Raw genomic sequence first — 13,655 nt, 5'->3', positions numbered from 1 at the left:
TCAGAGGATGCCGGTGGCTTCGGTCAGCAGCCAGATGCCGACAACCAGCAGGATCGCGCCGATGGCGACGGTCAGGCCGAACTGGCCCCAGGTCGCGCGGCCGGTATGGATTTCGGCGTAGCGCGAGTAGGCGTGGTAGCACACGCCCACGAACATCGAGGCGACGATCAGCAGCGCGACCAGCATGATGATGTCGTAGCCGTAGTTGCGCAGCGTGTCCATGATGCCGTTGCCCTGGCCCCTGGAGGGGTCTTCGAGGGTCGGCAGACCTTGGGCCTGGGCGAGCGGCGACAGCAGGACGAGTGCGGGCAGCGCACTCAGGCGTGCGATGCGGGGGAGGAAGCGGGAAACCGGGTTCATGGTGGCGACCTTTCAGGAGAGCAGGAAGAAGGTCAGGACCAGGTACAGGGAGAGGAACCTCACCACGACACCGAGGAACTGACGCTGGGAAATCCGCTGCTCGGACCAGCCGACGTAGGCGGTCCGCATCGCCCAGACGCCCCAGACCAGGAGCACGGCGAACACGGCGCCGATCAGCACGACCGACACGGCGGAAGGGGTGAAGCCACCGTTGGCCTGGAAGGCGCTGACCTGGGCGGCGTTCATGGCGAGGCCTCCGTGGCGGTGACGGAGGGCGTGGAGGACTGGCGGTAGTCGCCGAGCAGCACGGCCGGATCGCGTGGCTGCGCACGCGGCGGGCTCAGGTAGTCGCGGATGCCGGTACGCACGCGTTCCAGGTCGGCGGCCAGCCGGGTGTAGTCGAAGTGGTAGCGGCTGCGCTCGTCGCGCGGCTGGGCGATCTCCGGCGCGATGAGCCGGTCGATGGCGTCGAGCTGGCGCAGCGCCGCGGCCAGGCGCGCCTGTTCGGGCGTGGCGTCATCGGCCTGGGCGCGCACCGGGAACCCCAGCACGAGGCACAGCGCCAGCACCAGGCCCGACACGCAACGCCGGTCGGCAGCGGAAGCCAGAGAGATCGACATGAGCCCATCCACGAGAAACGTCGGATGGCGAGATGCTCTCGGCGGGGGCGATCTGGCGCCGCAAACAATGCGCACGGGCACACGCCCGATTGATGGCGTGTAGGCCGTTACTGCCTAAAACGTCACTAGAGGTACTTCTTGAAGCTACCTGCGGCAATGTCCACGGCCAGCCCCAGCAGCACGGCGCTGGGCAACAGCACCAGCAGCGGATGCAGCGATACCGGCAGCGTGAGGTAGATCACCCACGGCGCGACGGCCAGCGGCATCAGCGTGGCCTTGGCGCGGTGGTAGATGAAGCCCGATTCCCGGCCGGCGCCGAACTTGCGGATGTCGCGGCGAACCAGGCCATCGACGAAGCCGACGAACGCCGCGAGCAGAAACAGCGGCAGGGTCAGCACCAGGACCAGCAGGCGCACGATGAAGGTCAGCGTGGTGAATGCGGCGGCGATCAGGTAGCTCTCGGTCCAGACGTAGACCTGGCTGATCCAGTAGCGGAAATCCCGCGCCCCGCCGCGGCTGGGTGCACTGGCCTGCGCCGAGGCCTCGCGCATCCAGTCGATCAGTCCGGTCTTGACGAAGACCCACTCGTAGCTGCGCTCGACCAGCCAATGCGCGGTGCGTCCCGGCTCCTGCACGATCGCGCTGCGGGTGAAGTGAGCGGACAGTTGCCCCAGTTCGTAGTCGAGCATGCCCTGGGCGTGGTGCCAGCCCTGTTCGGACCAGAAGAAGTGCATGCCGACGCACTCGATCACGATCGACAGCAGCAGCGAGCCGCACAGCACGCCGAGCAGGCGGAACGGGAACGTGACGACGCTGGCGATCAGGCTCTGCTGGCGAACTTGCTGGCGCTGGGCAGTGACGGCCGGGTCCTTCATGGCGGCGTCTCGCTCGCCATCAGTTCATCGGCGGCCAGGTGGCGGAAGCCGTCGAGCAGGTCTTCCGGCAGTCCTTGGTTCTGCAAGCCAGGCAGGCCCTGGCCTTCCCACCAGTCGCCGGCTTCGGCGTAGTGCTGGCGCATGTAGCCGGCGAGCTGCTGCAAGTCCTCGGGCATCACCTCGTCGGCGTCGGGCGCCGGCAACGGCATGCGGATTTTCCAAAGTTGACCGCCCTGCAAGAGCGCAAACGCCTGGCCCTTGGGCAGTCCGACCACGTGCGCCGGCTCGATCAGCGGCACGCTGGACGTGCTGATGCGGTCCTGCGCATTGCTGGTGAAATCGGTCGCACCGTGGATGTCGGAACTGTCGGTGGCGCCGCTGACCAGCGTGGTGGTGTAGACCTCGACCTTCGGCAACTGCTTGGTCAGCAGTTCCGCTGTCGCGGTCTCGCGCACGCGCAGCATGAACAGGTTGTTGAAATTGCCGATGACCTGGCCGGCCTTCGCCCGGTTGCCGATGCGCGCTTCGATGTCGCTGAGCGTCTGTGTGTAGGCCGTGACCTGAAGCCCGGCGCCGCCGCCCTTGTTGACCAGCGGCACGAATTCGTCGCCCATGAGTTCGTTGAACTCGTCGGCATGAACGTTGATCGGGATCTTCAAACCCGCCTGGGCACCGGGCAGGCCGTCGTCGATGCCGAACTTGTAGATGTGGCCGGCGACCGAGACCAGATCGCTGAACATGCTGTTGCCGACCGCGGCGGCGACTTCGGCGTCGGAGAGCGCGTCCAGGCCGACATAGACCACGGCCCGTTTGCGGATGATCTGCATCCAGTCGAAGATCGGCCGGGGATCGGACAAGTCCGAGTAGTTCGGCGCCAACAGTTGCGCGATCTTGCCGGTGGTGAGCTTCTCCAGCAGCGGCAGGAGGCTGGCGACGATCTTGTCGAAGTAGGTGCGGTCGTAACGTACGGCGCTGCGCAGCCCGTCCAGCACCGGGTCGTACACCCGCACCTGCGAAAGGTACTGCTCCAGCGCCACCACGCGCTTTTCGCGCCCGACCATGTGGCGCGGGATGTTCTTGTCGTTGAGCCGCCCTTCGAGCTGGACGATGATCTCCCAGGCCTTCGGCTCGTGCTTGGCGAAGTAGCTCTGCGCGTACTCGATGAACAGCGCGTCGATGTTGACCACGTGCCGCTGGATCAGCAGGTAGTCCGGGCGCTGCCCCAGTTCCACCAAGGCACGCGCGATGATGTTGACGAACCTCCAGGCGAACTCGCGGAACGCCGCGCTGTTGCCCTCGCCGGACAACTGCCCGGCGATGCGCGTGGCGACTTCGGAGATGCGACCGAAGCGGCCCACGGCGTTGTAGCGGGCGCTGATGTCCGGCCAGCCGAGGTGGAAGACGTAGAACTCGCCTTCGCGCCCGGCGCGCTTGGCCTCCACGTACATGCGTTTCAGGAGGTCGGCGTCGCCCTTCGGGTCGAAGACGATCACGACCTCGTGCTCGCCGGCGGCGTTGCGGCGGCGGATGTCCTGGGTGATGAACAGTTCGGCCAGCCGCGTCTTGCCGACGCGGGTGGTGCCGAGCACCAGGCTGTGGCCGACGCGCTCACCGAGCGGCAGGCTGACGTCGACCTCGTTGGGCTCGATGCCATGCAGGCGCGGCATGCCACCGACCGGCGGCAGCGGCCGCACCGGATTGAGCGGGCTGTCCCAGGCCAGCACCTTGGCGAGCCGGGACAACGGGGTCGGCGCGAACTCCAGCCGTTCCTCCAACTGCCGGGCCAGCTGGAAGGCGGTCGTGGGCTCGACGTAGCGGCGGAACTCGGGCCGGTAGGTCTGCGTCAGCCGATGGGTGTGCCGCTGCTCCCACAGGAAGCCACGGCCGATGAACAGCCGCTGCAGGCTGACCGGCACGTCGCGGCTGGTCATCACGTAGCGCGGCAGGCGGCGGATGTTGCGCCGGTAGCGCAGGATCACCCGCGCTTCGCGCAGGCGGATCGCGCCGAAGGCGGCGAAAGCCAGTGCGCTCCCCAGCCCGGTCAGCGGGTTCAGCGCGAGCGACCACGGTGCCACCAAGGACAGAAGCGCGGCGCCCGCACACACGGCGACGGTGTATAGCTCCACCGCTGGCCGCAGCAGCACTTCGATGGCATGGGGCGACTGAGCCATCGCCGCCGCTTCACTGTTCGACGCCCGTGGCGGTCACCAGCGCCGGGTAATGCCGCAGGCCCAGGCGCTCGGCCAGGTCGTCGCCGGACACCGGCGCCAGGGTCAGCCCGCTCGCCAGCCGGCGCAGTGCGGCCAGCGCGTCGGCGGATTCGACATTGACCACCAGGCCGAACGCGCCCAGTTCGCGCAGGGCTGGGGCGCGTTGGCGCAGCCAGGCGTACGAGCGCTCGTCGTCGCCGACGAGGAAGAACGGCGTCAGGCCGGGGGCCTGGATCACCCGGCGCTCGACGTTGCCGGGCGACAGGCGGGCCGAGCGTACCGGCAGCATAGCCGTTTCGCTGACCGGCCCGGCCGGCGGCTGCGGCACGTCGAGCCGCGGCGGCATCTGCCCGGCGCGTGGTTGCAGGTCCAGCACTTCGTAGTACGGCAGCGCCGACACCCCGCCGCGATCCTCGACTACGATCAGCGGCGCGGATTGGGCGATGGCGACGAGGGGGGCCGCGATCGCGAGCAGCGCGGCGGCCAGGGGGACGGGCTTCATGGGAGGCTCCTTCGGACGGTGGCGTCCAGGCGGGACTCGCCAAGCACGCGCGCCAGGTGCTGGCCGACGCTGCGGCGGTAGCGGGCGGCCGGTGCGCCACCGGCGGGACGGTGGTAGCGGCCGATGGCGAGCAGCCAGTCCTCGCCCGGGGTGTGCTGTTCGCGCAGGATCTCGGCGGCGATGGCGAGGTTGCGGTAGGGATCGAGCAGATCGCAGGGGCGCTGGTAGCGCTGCCGCTGGTGGCCCAGATTGATCTGCCCCAGGCCGGCATCGACGCGCGTGGGCGGCACGCTGCGCAGGGCCTGCTGCAAGCCGGCGCAGGCCTCGGCGCGGCTGCCGTAGCGGCGGGTAGCCCCGGCGACGTTGAGGCTCCAGGGCCACGGGATCAGGCGGCCATTGAGCGCGGCGCCGCTTTCCTGCAAAGCCACGGCGTACAGCACGGTGGACGGGATGCCGGCGCGCTGGGCGGCAAGCTGATAGGCCGGCGGCGGAACTTCCTGCGCACGGACGGCGGTGCCGGCGAGCATGCCCAGCAGCACGAGCGCCGCGCCGGCCCGGCTTACGGCTGCCGCTGCCATTGCCCGCCGACCTGGCGCACGACCGCGGGCAGATCGCCTTGCAGGCCCAGCGACAGCCAGCGGCCCGAATCGTGGTTGAGGGTGATGGTGCGGGCACGCACCTTGGCCGGTTCGATGCCGGCCTGCGTGGCCCACTGCCGGATGCGGGCATCGTCCTGGCGCGAGCCGACCATGTAGAGGTCGAAGGCGGTGCCGGCGGCCTGCAACTGCTGCACGCGCCGCACGCATGGCGTGCAGTCCGCCTTGACGAACACGGCGGTGCGCTCCGCACTGACCGCCATGCTCCGGTCGGCCGTCGCGCCGGCCCCTGGCAGATTGACGCGCTGGGCGCCGGGCGCGAGCCGCCGCCAGGCATCGTCATAGGCACGCTGGTAGGCCAGGGTCTTCTCGACGCGGCGGGCTTCGACCTGCACCTGCAACTCGGCGTAGCGGCGCCGCTCCTCGTCCGAGCGGGCTTCGATGCCCAGCGCCGTGAGCGGATCGAGGCTGGGCGAATAGACGCCGAGCGGTCCTTGCATCAGCTCGCGGTAGCGCGCCCATTCCTCGCTGCGCAGGCCCCAGTCGCGTGCCTGCGCTTCGTCGCTGCGTTCGGCCATGGCCGGCCGCTCGCGGCTGGGCGCGGTCCGGGTGGCGCTGGCGGTCTGCGCCTGGGCGAGTGGCATGGCGCTCGCCAGCAGCAGGAGAAGTGCAAAGGCAAGACGCGGCATGGCGTCCTCCTCAGCGCGGGATCGCCAGGCGGCGGGTTTCGTCGCCATGCCGGAACACGGCGGTGGCGCCGTCGATCGCTTCCAGGCGCCAGCCGGCTTCGTCCTCGCCAGGGCGCAGCAGGCGTACCTGTGCGAGCGTCGCTGGCCCGGTCGGCAGGATCGTCAGGAAGCGCTCGCCAGCCCGCAGCTCGGCGCCGGTCACCTGGAACGGTGGTTCGGCCGGCTTGGGCTTGGCCGTAGCGCGCGAGCGGGCAACCGCTGCCGCCGGGCGGGCGGCCAGCCGCGCCTCCACCTGCTCGATGCGGGCCTGCAAGGGTTGCAGGTTGTCCGCCGTCAACCGCTCGCCCAGTGCCTGCCCGATCGCCGCCAGCCGCTGCTCCAGCGCCCGGCGTTCGGTGTCGTAGCGGGCCTGCGGCAGCGCCGCAGGCTGTTGCCGGGCCTGTTCGATACGCTGGTCGAGTTCGGCCAGCCGGCCTTCGAGGGCCGTGACCTGGCTGCTGGGTGCGCTGGCCTGGGCCTGCTCGCTCAGCTTGGTCAGCGCCACGACGTTGACCAGGGCGGCGGCGCTGACCAGCAGCCCCCAGGTGATGGCGGCCACGCGCAGCAGCGTGGCGCGGCGAGGTGCGGAGCCCGGCAGCGTCGTCATGGCTGCGTCTCCCCGAGCGGAAAGGTCTGGACGTCGGCGTCGATCGCCGGGCGGTCGGGTACGGGTGGAATCGCCGGCTCGGGAACCGCGACGCCGGCGCGGGTGAAGCAGACTTGGCGCGTGCCGTCATCGACGTGCAGATCCCAGGCCGGGCCGGTCAGGGTCAGCAGCGCATCGCGCAGCGGCAGCGGGCCGAGCCGGTAGTGCGCCACCGGCAGCGGCAGCGACTGGAAGGCATCGGTGTCGGCCCCGCCGCAGAGTTGATAGCCTGAGCGCAGCAGCACGTAGCGCAGCGCATCGCCGACGCTGGCGTGCAGCGTGTCGGTGACGGCCACGTCGACCACTTGCAGCATCAGGTCCTGCTGGGCGGCTGTTGGCGTCAGTTCGACCAGCGTGTAGCGGCCATAGCGCACGACCGGAACGAACTGCGGCGCGGGTTCGGGCGCGACGGCGACGGACGCATCAGGCGCTGCCGGCGGCGTGGCCGTCGTTGCGCAGCCGCCAGCCAGCATGGCCCAGAGCAGGCCGAGGAAGCCCAACAGCAGACGCCGTTCGGGATGATGGAACAAGGGATGGGAGGGGCACATGGCGAGGTGTCCTGAAGCATCGAGCCCTCACCATCGCCGCGGCGACCCCGTGCGGCAGCAAACAAAGCGGATTGCCCTGCGCCCGATTCCTCGTCCCGGGAACTGGCAGAAAAAACGGCCCCGGAGGGCCGTCGAAGGTGCAAAGCGTGTGGTGTCAATCGGCCACGAATTTCAGCCTGACAGCCGCCGCCAGGATCGCGGCATGCTCGGTGTCGTCGAAGCAGACGAAGGGACCTTCATAGCCGGCCTCGTCGGCCAACGCTTCGGCCTTGTCGTAGTGGATGCCGAGGTCGTATTCCTCCTCGGTGGGGGTGACGGTGAAGATGGGCAGGTCGGGCATGCCCGAGGCGTTGCGGCACGCGACCGCGATGCGATGTGTTTTCATGGATCAGACCCTTGGGAGAAAAAGCGATGACGCCATGCCCGCGAGGGGCATGGACGCATCGGTTGGGCGAGGAAAGAAGCGGCGGCTGGCGTGCCGCCGCGGTGGGCGTGGAGATCAGGCGGCGACCAACTGGCGGGCCAACGCCACTTCGACGGAATCGCCGTCCTGGTTGAGGACGTCGAGCCCGGATTCCGGCACGTCGCCGGAGGTGGATTGCGAGACCATGATCTTCTTGGCCATCAGCCCCAGGCAGGTCATCTGCGAGGAGTTGGCGTAGCCGAGATAGATCACTCGCACGGGCTGCTTCTGCCCGATGCGCCAGGAGCGGCGTGCGGCCTGCTGGAGCGAATACACGTTGTAGCCCGACTGCATGAACACGATCGTCGGGAACTCCAACAGGTCCAGCCCCGTCTTGACCAGCTCGGGATTGGTGATGAGCACGTCGATGCCACGGTCCAACTGCTCGGCGATCCAGTCCTCGCGGCGGGAGGCGTCCACGCTCGCGCGCAGCACCGCGACCCGAAAACCTTCCTGCTCCAGCAGTACCTTCAGCCGGCTCGTCGTGTCGCGCGTGCCGGTGTAGACCGAATAGACCAGGGTCTTGCGACCTTCCGCCTTCTCCTGCTTGCAGATCTCGATCAGCTCGCGCTCTTTCGGCATCAGCTCCAGCTCGTTGAACTGAGCCGGGACGAACGCCAAGGTGTTGCGCGTGCGCGGATGCACCACGGTCTCCGACCGGAAGCAGCAGTCCGGCCAGGCCAACAGCACGTTGAGAACCACCCCGAGCAGCGTCGTGTCGCGTTTCGCCAGAGCCTGGCGCAACTCGGCCGTCAGCCGCCCGGACAGATCGCGGTAGGCCGTGGCTTGCGCCGGGTCCATCGCCACCTCGCGGAACTCCTCGTCATACGGCGGCAGGACGTTGCCGCCGATGTCCTTGAGCTTGAGGAAGATGGTGAACGGCAGGATGCAGCGCAGCACCCCTTTCGGGCCGAAGCCCGGCGCCTTGACCGTGCGCACCGATACCTTGGTGCCCTTGGCCGTCTTGTGTGCCGTGCCGGTGCTCTCGGAATAGATATCGCGCAAGACCCCGTGATCGCGCATGAACGCCATCGCGGCCGAGGTCATGCTGCCGCTCTTGGTCGGGCGGTAGCCGTCTTCGATCATCCGCCCAGGCAAGGCGCGGAACAGCAGATAAAAGAGGTCGTCGCCGTAGCCGCCCATCAGCGTGCCGGTGAGCAGCAAGGTCTTGCGCGACTTCGCCGCCAACACGCCCATGGCCTGGCCCTGCGCGGAGCCGCCGTTCTTGTACTCGTGCGCCTCGTCCGCGATCAGCAAATCGAACATGCCTTGCGGCAGGTATCTCTTGATGAACTCGGACGGCTGGTAGCCGCCTTCGCCGAATCCAAATTCCATGTTCGCCATGGCGCGCTCCATGCGCGTGGCCTGGCGGTCGGAGAAGACCAGCTCGCCGTCACCATCCATGAGGTTGATGAACTCGTGGATGTTGTCGCCGAGCATCGAGGCGAGGAACGCATCGCCGAACTTCTGCATCAGCTTCTGCGCAGTGACTTCCCCGATGGTCGGGATACGCTTCAGCGCTTTGAGCACGGCGGAGGACTGGTCGCTGGCGGACAAGCCCCTCGGACGGATCAGCGTCCACAGTGGTGCGGCGCAACGGCTGCACTTGCGGCGGTATTCCTCGGCTTCGAGTTCGATCGGATCGACCGGCTCGCCGTCGAGGTCGGTGATGACCTGCCCGCAGTCCGGGCACGCGCCCACGTCGCCGTGGCGGGTGCGCCGCCGGGTGAAGGCCGGCTTCCAGTGGAAGCCCATCCGCATCCGCACGCGACCCAGGACGAAGAACTCCTGGCCGGAGGGCTGCACGCCAAGCTGCTCGCGCAGCTTGATGAGCTTGACCAGCGTGTCCGGGCCGTTGAGCACCCAGACTTTCGCACCGGCGACCGTCTCCTGGATCTCGCGCCGCCACTTGTAGACAAGGTGCGGCGGCGAAAGAACCAGGGTACGGCGGTAGCCCTCGGCATTGAGGACGGCGGCCGTGGCGATGCCGACGGTCGTTTTGCCGCACCCCATCTCGCCGTTGACGATCGCGGCGCGTTCGCCGCGATCGACCAGCAGCTCGGCGGCGGCATGGACCACGTCGGCTTGCGCCGGGAACAACTGGCGCTTGAGGCTGGCCAGGAGAAGTTGACGATGCGCCTTCGGCGTGCCGATGTAGACCGGCGGGTTGGCGCGGTTGAGGGAATCCAGCAGTTCGTCGCCGAACTCGGTGACGAAATCCTGAAGGCTCAGGGTGAGAGGAGACGGTTCCGCGTCGAGCAGTTCGCCTTGGACGGACTCAACTCGCGCGGCAGTGGTTTCGAGATCGAGGGACATGGTGATGCTCCAAATGAGTTGGGGCATGCACCACCCCCACGGGGCGATGGCATGCCCCGGTGTGGGAAGAGAAGTACGGCGCGAAGCCGTTGTGCGTGGGAGGGATCAGTACTCGCTGGGCAGCAGCAGCGTGGTGACGCTGCGATCCCTCTCGGTGATGATCCAGAGCTTCAGATCGGGCGTGACCTGGTAGGACGAGAACAGGCGATCCTCGCCGGACTTCAACGCGGCATCGTTTTGCCGCCGGTCGCTGTCGTCGAGGTCGCCCCAGTCGGCGGCGAGATGGCGGCGCAGATACGGCACGGGATTGAGCCGGCCCTGACGGACCAGTTCATCGACACCGAGGGTCATAACCGTCTGGCCGGGCGAGAAGCGCCGGTTCGAGGTCTGGGCGATGGGAGATGCTTGGGTTGCCATGGTGTGCTCCTTGGAGAATGGAAGGGCCACGGCACCCCAGCGGGGTGACGGGACCCCGTTGGGTGGATGAAATCGACGGCGAGCCGTCGTGGGTGAACCGCGATCAGCGGATGGTCAGTACCTCGCCTCGCGTGGACGAGCCGGGGGTCATGTCCCAGGCGCGGATGACGGGGACGAACTTGTCGGTGAGGATGCGGGTCTCGGCCACGGAGCCGTCGTCGCGTTCGGTGTATTCCGTCTGGAGGGTCTTCTCCTTGTGGGTGTCCCCTTTGACGACGAGCACGCGGCCGTTCTTGGAACGCACCACGCCGGAGATCGCGCCCGCAGCCAGGGCCAGGGCGAGATGCCAGTGCGACAACGCACGCGCCGGCGGCCGCAGGGCTTTCTGCGCGGCGCCCAGATGCGTATCCACCGACGGCCAGAGCCCGTGCAGCCGGCCGACTTCATCGGCGAACTGCTCCGGTTCCATCGTCACGCGGTAGAAGTGCTCTGGTTCGGCTTGCGCCGCGGGAACGGTGTACGGCAGGAACGGCCATTCGGACGGAAGTTCATCGGCTTCAATCTGACCTTGCCCGATCTGCAACAGTAGCGTGCGTGCCGCCTTGATCGAATCCGATACCTGGTCGCGCTGGCGAATGCGCTGGCCGAAGATCACCACCTGCCGGAACTGCTTGTCCATCGCTTGGAAGGCACGCAGGTTGGAGAAGTGACGAGTCAGCCATCCGACCAGTTCGTCATCGAGCACGTAGGACGGCACGATGAAGACGAGCACACCACCGTATTGCAGGAAGGAAAGCGAGCGCTGGTAAAACAGCTTTTCCAGACGGGGACGACCCTGGCCTTGGTAGCCGATGTTGCCGTTGACATCCTTCGACAGGTCGCCATAGGGCGGGTTGAGCCACAGCAAGCCGAAGACCTGCCGCGAGATCAGCGTGTCCATCAGATCGCCGTGGATGCAGTGATCGACCAGGTTGCGGGCGTGGTGGGCCCGCTCTGCGTCGTACTCGACGGCGAACGCGGTGGTCTGCTCGCGCCCGAGGGCGTGGGCAGCTTCGGCGATCGCCACGCCTTCACCGGCACAGGGATCAAGAATCGACATCGGGCCGTTGGCCGGCGCCAGTGCGGACAGTGTTCGCTCCAGCGTTGCTTCGTCGGTGGGGTAGTAGCCATTTTTGGCGAAACTGCGGGCAAGCCGCGGGAACATGAGTGCCATGGAAGTCTCCTTGGTTGGCGGGGAAAATTGACGGAGGCACGCGCAAGGCGTGCGTCCGTGACGTGGTTCAGGCCGCTTCCACTTCCGGCGTCCAAATCTTTGCCGGATAGGGATAGGCGGTGAGTACGTCGTTGCGGATTAGGTTGCCCAGTGCCTGGGTCAGCACCGGCACGTCGATGGCGAGCCGATGGCCTTCCAGCGGCCCGAGGGCGAACGGAAGGCGGCCGAGCATGTCGCGGGTTTGCAGCAGTTCCAGCACGGTCTCGCGCCAGTGGTCGAGCAAGGGCAATGGGCAGGTGTCCTGCACCAGCGTCCACAGCCGGTCGAGCCGGTGGGTGGAATCGCGTGGCAGCAGCGCCAGTGCGCTGGCGTTGGCCTTGTCGGGCTTGACGCAACGCTTGTCGAACAGCCACACATTGGAGAGCGAACCGAACAGCGTGCGCCGGTAAGCGCGCGTGGCACGCTTTTCCAGCCGATCGACGTTGCCGACGAACAGCGGCAGCGAGCCGCCTTCGGGGGTGATGACGTGGAACTGGTCCAGTCCCTGCTCGTCGCGCCCGAGGGTGAGGCGAGCGAGGAACTCCTGGACGGCGGTGTCGCGCGCCCAGATGGACAGGAAGATCAGGTTGCCCTGGTCGTCACCGACGCAGGCGTCGGCCATCAGGTCCGGGCACTCGTCGATACGGTACAGCGTCGTGGGAGAAGCGGATGCAGGCATGGTGATGTCCTCGATGAAGGGGAACAGCACCGCCCGCCGGGGCCAGTGCTGCCCCGTGGGGTGGAGAAGGAACCGCTCAGTCCGGCTCGAACTGCCGGGTGTGCGGGTTGAAGTGCAGCGGCGCATCTACCGCGGTGATCGGCGTGAAGCCTTCGAGGTAGAGGTTGTTGAGGTACTGGTCGCGGTAGGTCAGCGCGTGCCGGGCCTGTTCCTCGGTGAGGCCGTTGGCGACGAAGTAGTCGAGCATTTCCTCGTCGGAAGAAACCTCGTCGTTGGACAACTGCCCCTCGACGTAGGCGAGCAGCGAGGGCGAGAGTGCCGTCAGGATCGGGTCCATGGCGCCTCCTCAGTACGAGCCGCAACCGGCCGGGCAGCAGCCCAAGGTGATACCGTGGGAGCAGCATCCGTTTTCGGCAAGCCAGTCCTGGATTTCCTGCCGCTCGGCAGGTGTTGCGTAGTCCCATTCCTGGGCTGCGATTTCCAGGGCCTGGGCACGCTGCTCTTCCGGCAATTGGCTGACTTGCATGTCGATCTCCGAACTGAAAAGCGTGACCCAGTGCTCCCAGGAGAGGCCGCAACCACGCTGGGCGTGCTCGGCAGCCGTCTTGCAGACCGCTTGCCACGCGGATTCATCCAGCGTGGAACGGGGGGAATCGCAAGCGATGGCGGACATGATGGAAACCTCCAGAAAAAAGCCGGGGGGCTTCCCCCATCGGGGAAGCGGCCCCGGCGGGTGGATGAACGTCGCGGGTGCGACGGAGGGGATCAGGCCTTGGCGAGGTGCCAGTCCTGGGACAACGGCTCGAAGATGTAGCCCAGCGTGCCGAGACGGTCGCGCTGCTGACGCAGGACGCGGCGATCGACGGTGGCATCGAGCTTGACGATCTCGTCCAGCGGCCAGATCGCACCGAACAGCGCCGCATCGTCCGCCTCGGCCGAGGCTTCGGGGGTAACGGGAGCTGCGATCGCGCTGCCGAAGGGCGTGGTATCGACCAGCGGATCACGCGGGTCGCGGGACTTCGCTTTAGCGGGTGCCTTGGGCTTGGCCGGCGTGGGGGCTTGCGCTTCTTCGTCGATCGGATCGACTTCCTGCGGGCTCAACTGCCGGGCTTCGTCGCCGCTCAGGGCATCGACGTTGGACAAGGTCATTCCGCCTAGCAAGGCGCGGATCTCGATGACCATGCGGCCGTTGGCGTTGTACGTGGACGGCCGGATTTCAGCGATGGCGAAATCGCCCTCGTACTTGCCCTCGTCGTACTGATCCAACTCGGCGTTCTTCACGACGAACTCGCCGATGGAGGTGGCGAGGCGGCCGACGTTGAAGTCGCCGTTCCTGCCGTGGATGGTCTTGATGGCCAGCTGGCCTGGGAGAGTAATCATGGGAAGACTCCTGCGGATAAAGGAACAGCCGTCCGCCATCAGCGCGAATGGCCGATGGCGGAT

18 protein-coding genes are annotated in these 13,655 nt (G+C 67.6%); all 18 read right to left on the bottom strand.

What is annotated here, in order from left to right:
- Positions 1-360 (bottom strand): TIGR03745 family integrating conjugative element membrane protein, encoded by a 360-nt coding sequence (locus M3M27_RS11240; RefSeq protein ID WP_003484800.1) that lies wholly within the window; start codon positions 358-360, stop codon positions 1-3.
- A gap of 12 nt (positions 361-372) precedes the next feature.
- Positions 373-606 (bottom strand): TIGR03758 family integrating conjugative element protein, encoded by a 234-nt coding sequence (locus M3M27_RS11235; RefSeq protein WP_434025732.1) that lies wholly within the window; start codon positions 604-606, stop codon positions 373-375.
- A complete protein-coding gene (locus M3M27_RS11230) occupies positions 603-980 on the bottom strand; it encodes an RAQPRD family integrative conjugative element protein (protein ID WP_073664173.1) in 378 nt (125 codons plus the stop codon). Before M3M27_RS11230 ends, M3M27_RS11235 begins: the two co-directional genes overlap by 4 nt.
- 125 nt (positions 981-1,105) lie before the next feature.
- A complete protein-coding gene (locus tag M3M27_RS11225) occupies positions 1,106-1,855 on the bottom strand; it encodes a TIGR03747 family integrating conjugative element membrane protein (protein ID WP_073664172.1) in 750 nt (249 codons plus the stop codon).
- Positions 1,852-4,026 (bottom strand): type IV conjugative transfer system coupling protein TraD, encoded by a 2,175-nt coding sequence (traD, locus tag M3M27_RS11220; RefSeq protein ID WP_073664171.1) that lies wholly within the window; start codon positions 4,024-4,026, stop codon positions 1,852-1,854. Before traD ends, M3M27_RS11225 begins: the two co-directional genes overlap by 4 nt.
- 10 nt (positions 4,027-4,036) lie before the next feature.
- Positions 4,037-4,567: an integrating conjugative element protein gene (locus M3M27_RS11215; protein ID WP_434025731.1), complete on the bottom strand. Its 531-nt coding sequence runs from the start codon at positions 4,565-4,567 to the stop codon at positions 4,037-4,039.
- On the bottom strand, positions 4,564-5,094 hold the full coding sequence (locus M3M27_RS11210) for a transglycosylase SLT domain-containing protein (RefSeq protein WP_434028008.1): 531 nt from the start codon (positions 5,092-5,094) through the stop codon (positions 4,564-4,566). Before M3M27_RS11210 ends, M3M27_RS11215 begins: the two co-directional genes overlap by 4 nt.
- A 32-nt stretch (positions 5,095-5,126) precedes the next feature.
- On the bottom strand, positions 5,127-5,741 hold the full coding sequence (locus M3M27_RS11205; protein WP_434028007.1) for a TIGR03759 family integrating conjugative element protein: 615 nt from the start codon (positions 5,739-5,741) through the stop codon (positions 5,127-5,129).
- Positions 5,742-5,862: 121 nt separating this feature from the next.
- Entirely contained in the window at positions 5,863-6,498 is a 636-nt protein-coding gene (locus M3M27_RS11200) for a hypothetical protein (RefSeq protein ID WP_140720757.1), read from the bottom strand.
- A complete protein-coding gene (locus tag M3M27_RS11195) occupies positions 6,495-7,085 on the bottom strand; it encodes a PilL N-terminal domain-containing protein (RefSeq protein ID WP_140720759.1) in 591 nt (196 codons plus the stop codon). Before M3M27_RS11195 ends, M3M27_RS11200 begins: the two co-directional genes overlap by 4 nt.
- A gap of 154 nt (positions 7,086-7,239) precedes the next feature.
- Entirely contained in the window at positions 7,240-7,470 is a 231-nt protein-coding gene (locus M3M27_RS11190) for a hypothetical protein (protein ID WP_256661882.1), read from the bottom strand.
- A 114-nt stretch (positions 7,471-7,584) separates the two neighbouring features.
- Complete coding sequence (locus tag M3M27_RS11185; RefSeq protein WP_140720761.1) at positions 7,585-9,864, bottom strand: helicase-related protein; 2,280 nt, start codon at positions 9,862-9,864, stop codon at positions 7,585-7,587.
- 105 nt (positions 9,865-9,969) lie between these two features.
- Complete coding sequence (locus M3M27_RS11180) at positions 9,970-10,281, bottom strand: hypothetical protein (protein WP_140720763.1); 312 nt, start codon at positions 10,279-10,281, stop codon at positions 9,970-9,972.
- A gap of 103 nt (positions 10,282-10,384) precedes the next feature.
- Entirely contained in the window at positions 10,385-11,494 is a 1,110-nt protein-coding gene (locus tag M3M27_RS11175) for a DUF6094 domain-containing protein (protein WP_140720765.1), read from the bottom strand.
- A gap of 67 nt (positions 11,495-11,561) precedes the next feature.
- Positions 11,562-12,212, bottom strand: a complete 651-nt coding sequence (locus tag M3M27_RS11170) for a hypothetical protein (protein ID WP_140720767.1) — start codon at positions 12,210-12,212, stop codon at positions 11,562-11,564.
- A 76-nt stretch (positions 12,213-12,288) separates the two neighbouring features.
- Positions 12,289-12,549 carry a hypothetical protein gene (locus M3M27_RS11165; RefSeq protein ID WP_140720769.1) on the bottom strand — a complete coding sequence of 87 codons (261 nt, stop codon included), beginning with the start codon at positions 12,547-12,549 and terminating at the stop codon, positions 12,289-12,291.
- Between the two features lie 9 nt (positions 12,550-12,558).
- Complete coding sequence (locus tag M3M27_RS11160) at positions 12,559-12,885, bottom strand: hypothetical protein (RefSeq protein WP_140720772.1); 327 nt, start codon at positions 12,883-12,885, stop codon at positions 12,559-12,561.
- Positions 12,886-12,977: 92 nt separating this feature from the next.
- Positions 12,978-13,592: a DUF3275 family protein gene (locus M3M27_RS11155; RefSeq protein ID WP_140720774.1), complete on the bottom strand. Its 615-nt coding sequence runs from the start codon at positions 13,590-13,592 to the stop codon at positions 12,978-12,980.
- Between the last annotated feature and the right edge of the window lie 63 nt (positions 13,593-13,655).

It is taken from the genome of Xanthomonas boreopolis (assembly GCF_046529185.1).
GTDB classification, from domain to species: domain Bacteria; phylum Pseudomonadota; class Gammaproteobacteria; order Xanthomonadales; family Xanthomonadaceae; genus Pseudomonas_S; species Pseudomonas_S boreopolis.
This window is presented reverse-complemented; position numbering and strand designations above follow the sequence as displayed.

What these genes read in the sequence shown, in the direction of transcription:
- M3M27_RS11170 (WP_140720767.1), bottom strand. Translation starts at nt 12,212, where the DNA reads ATGCCTGCATCCGCTTCTCCCACGACGCTGTACCGTATCGACGAGTGC.
- M3M27_RS11160 (WP_140720772.1), bottom strand. Translation starts at nt 12,885, where the DNA reads ATGTCCGCCATCGCTTGCGATTCCCCCCGTTCCACGCTGGATGAATCC.
- M3M27_RS11215 (WP_434025731.1), bottom strand. Translation starts at nt 4,567, where the DNA reads ATGAAGCCCGTCCCCCTGGCCGCCGCGCTGCTCGCGATCGCGGCCCCC.
- M3M27_RS11175 (WP_140720765.1), bottom strand. Translation starts at nt 11,494, where the DNA reads ATGGCACTCATGTTCCCGCGGCTTGCCCGCAGTTTCGCCAAAAATGGC.
- M3M27_RS11190 (WP_256661882.1), bottom strand. Translation starts at nt 7,470, where the DNA reads ATGAAAACACATCGCATCGCGGTCGCGTGCCGCAACGCCTCGGGCATG.
- M3M27_RS11195 (WP_140720759.1), bottom strand. Translation starts at nt 7,085, where the DNA reads ATGTGCCCCTCCCATCCCTTGTTCCATCATCCCGAACGGCGTCTGCTG.
- M3M27_RS11180 (WP_140720763.1), bottom strand. Translation starts at nt 10,281, where the DNA reads ATGGCAACCCAAGCATCTCCCATCGCCCAGACCTCGAACCGGCGCTTC.
- M3M27_RS11200 (WP_140720757.1), bottom strand. Translation starts at nt 6,498, where the DNA reads ATGACGACGCTGCCGGGCTCCGCACCTCGCCGCGCCACGCTGCTGCGC.
- M3M27_RS11155 (WP_140720774.1), bottom strand. Translation starts at nt 13,592, where the DNA reads ATGATTACTCTCCCAGGCCAGCTGGCCATCAAGACCATCCACGGCAGG.
- M3M27_RS11230 (WP_073664173.1), bottom strand. Translation starts at nt 980, where the DNA reads ATGTCGATCTCTCTGGCTTCCGCTGCCGACCGGCGTTGCGTGTCGGGC.
- M3M27_RS11205 (WP_434028007.1), bottom strand. Translation starts at nt 5,741, where the DNA reads ATGGCCGAACGCAGCGACGAAGCGCAGGCACGCGACTGGGGCCTGCGC.
- M3M27_RS11240 (WP_003484800.1), bottom strand. Translation starts at nt 360, where the DNA reads ATGAACCCGGTTTCCCGCTTCCTCCCCCGCATCGCACGCCTGAGTGCG.
- M3M27_RS11225 (WP_073664172.1), bottom strand. Translation starts at nt 1,855, where the DNA reads ATGAAGGACCCGGCCGTCACTGCCCAGCGCCAGCAAGTTCGCCAGCAG.
- M3M27_RS11165 (WP_140720769.1), bottom strand. Translation starts at nt 12,549, where the DNA reads ATGGACCCGATCCTGACGGCACTCTCGCCCTCGCTGCTCGCCTACGTC.
- M3M27_RS11235 (WP_434025732.1), bottom strand. Translation starts at nt 606, where the DNA reads ATGAACGCCGCCCAGGTCAGCGCCTTCCAGGCCAACGGTGGCTTCACC.
- M3M27_RS11185 (WP_140720761.1), bottom strand. Translation starts at nt 9,864, where the DNA reads ATGTCCCTCGATCTCGAAACCACTGCCGCGCGAGTTGAGTCCGTCCAA.
- traD (WP_073664171.1), bottom strand. Translation starts at nt 4,026, where the DNA reads ATGGCTCAGTCGCCCCATGCCATCGAAGTGCTGCTGCGGCCAGCGGTG.
- M3M27_RS11210 (WP_434028008.1), bottom strand. Translation starts at nt 5,094, where the DNA reads ATGCTCGCCGGCACCGCCGTCCGTGCGCAGGAAGTTCCGCCGCCGGCC.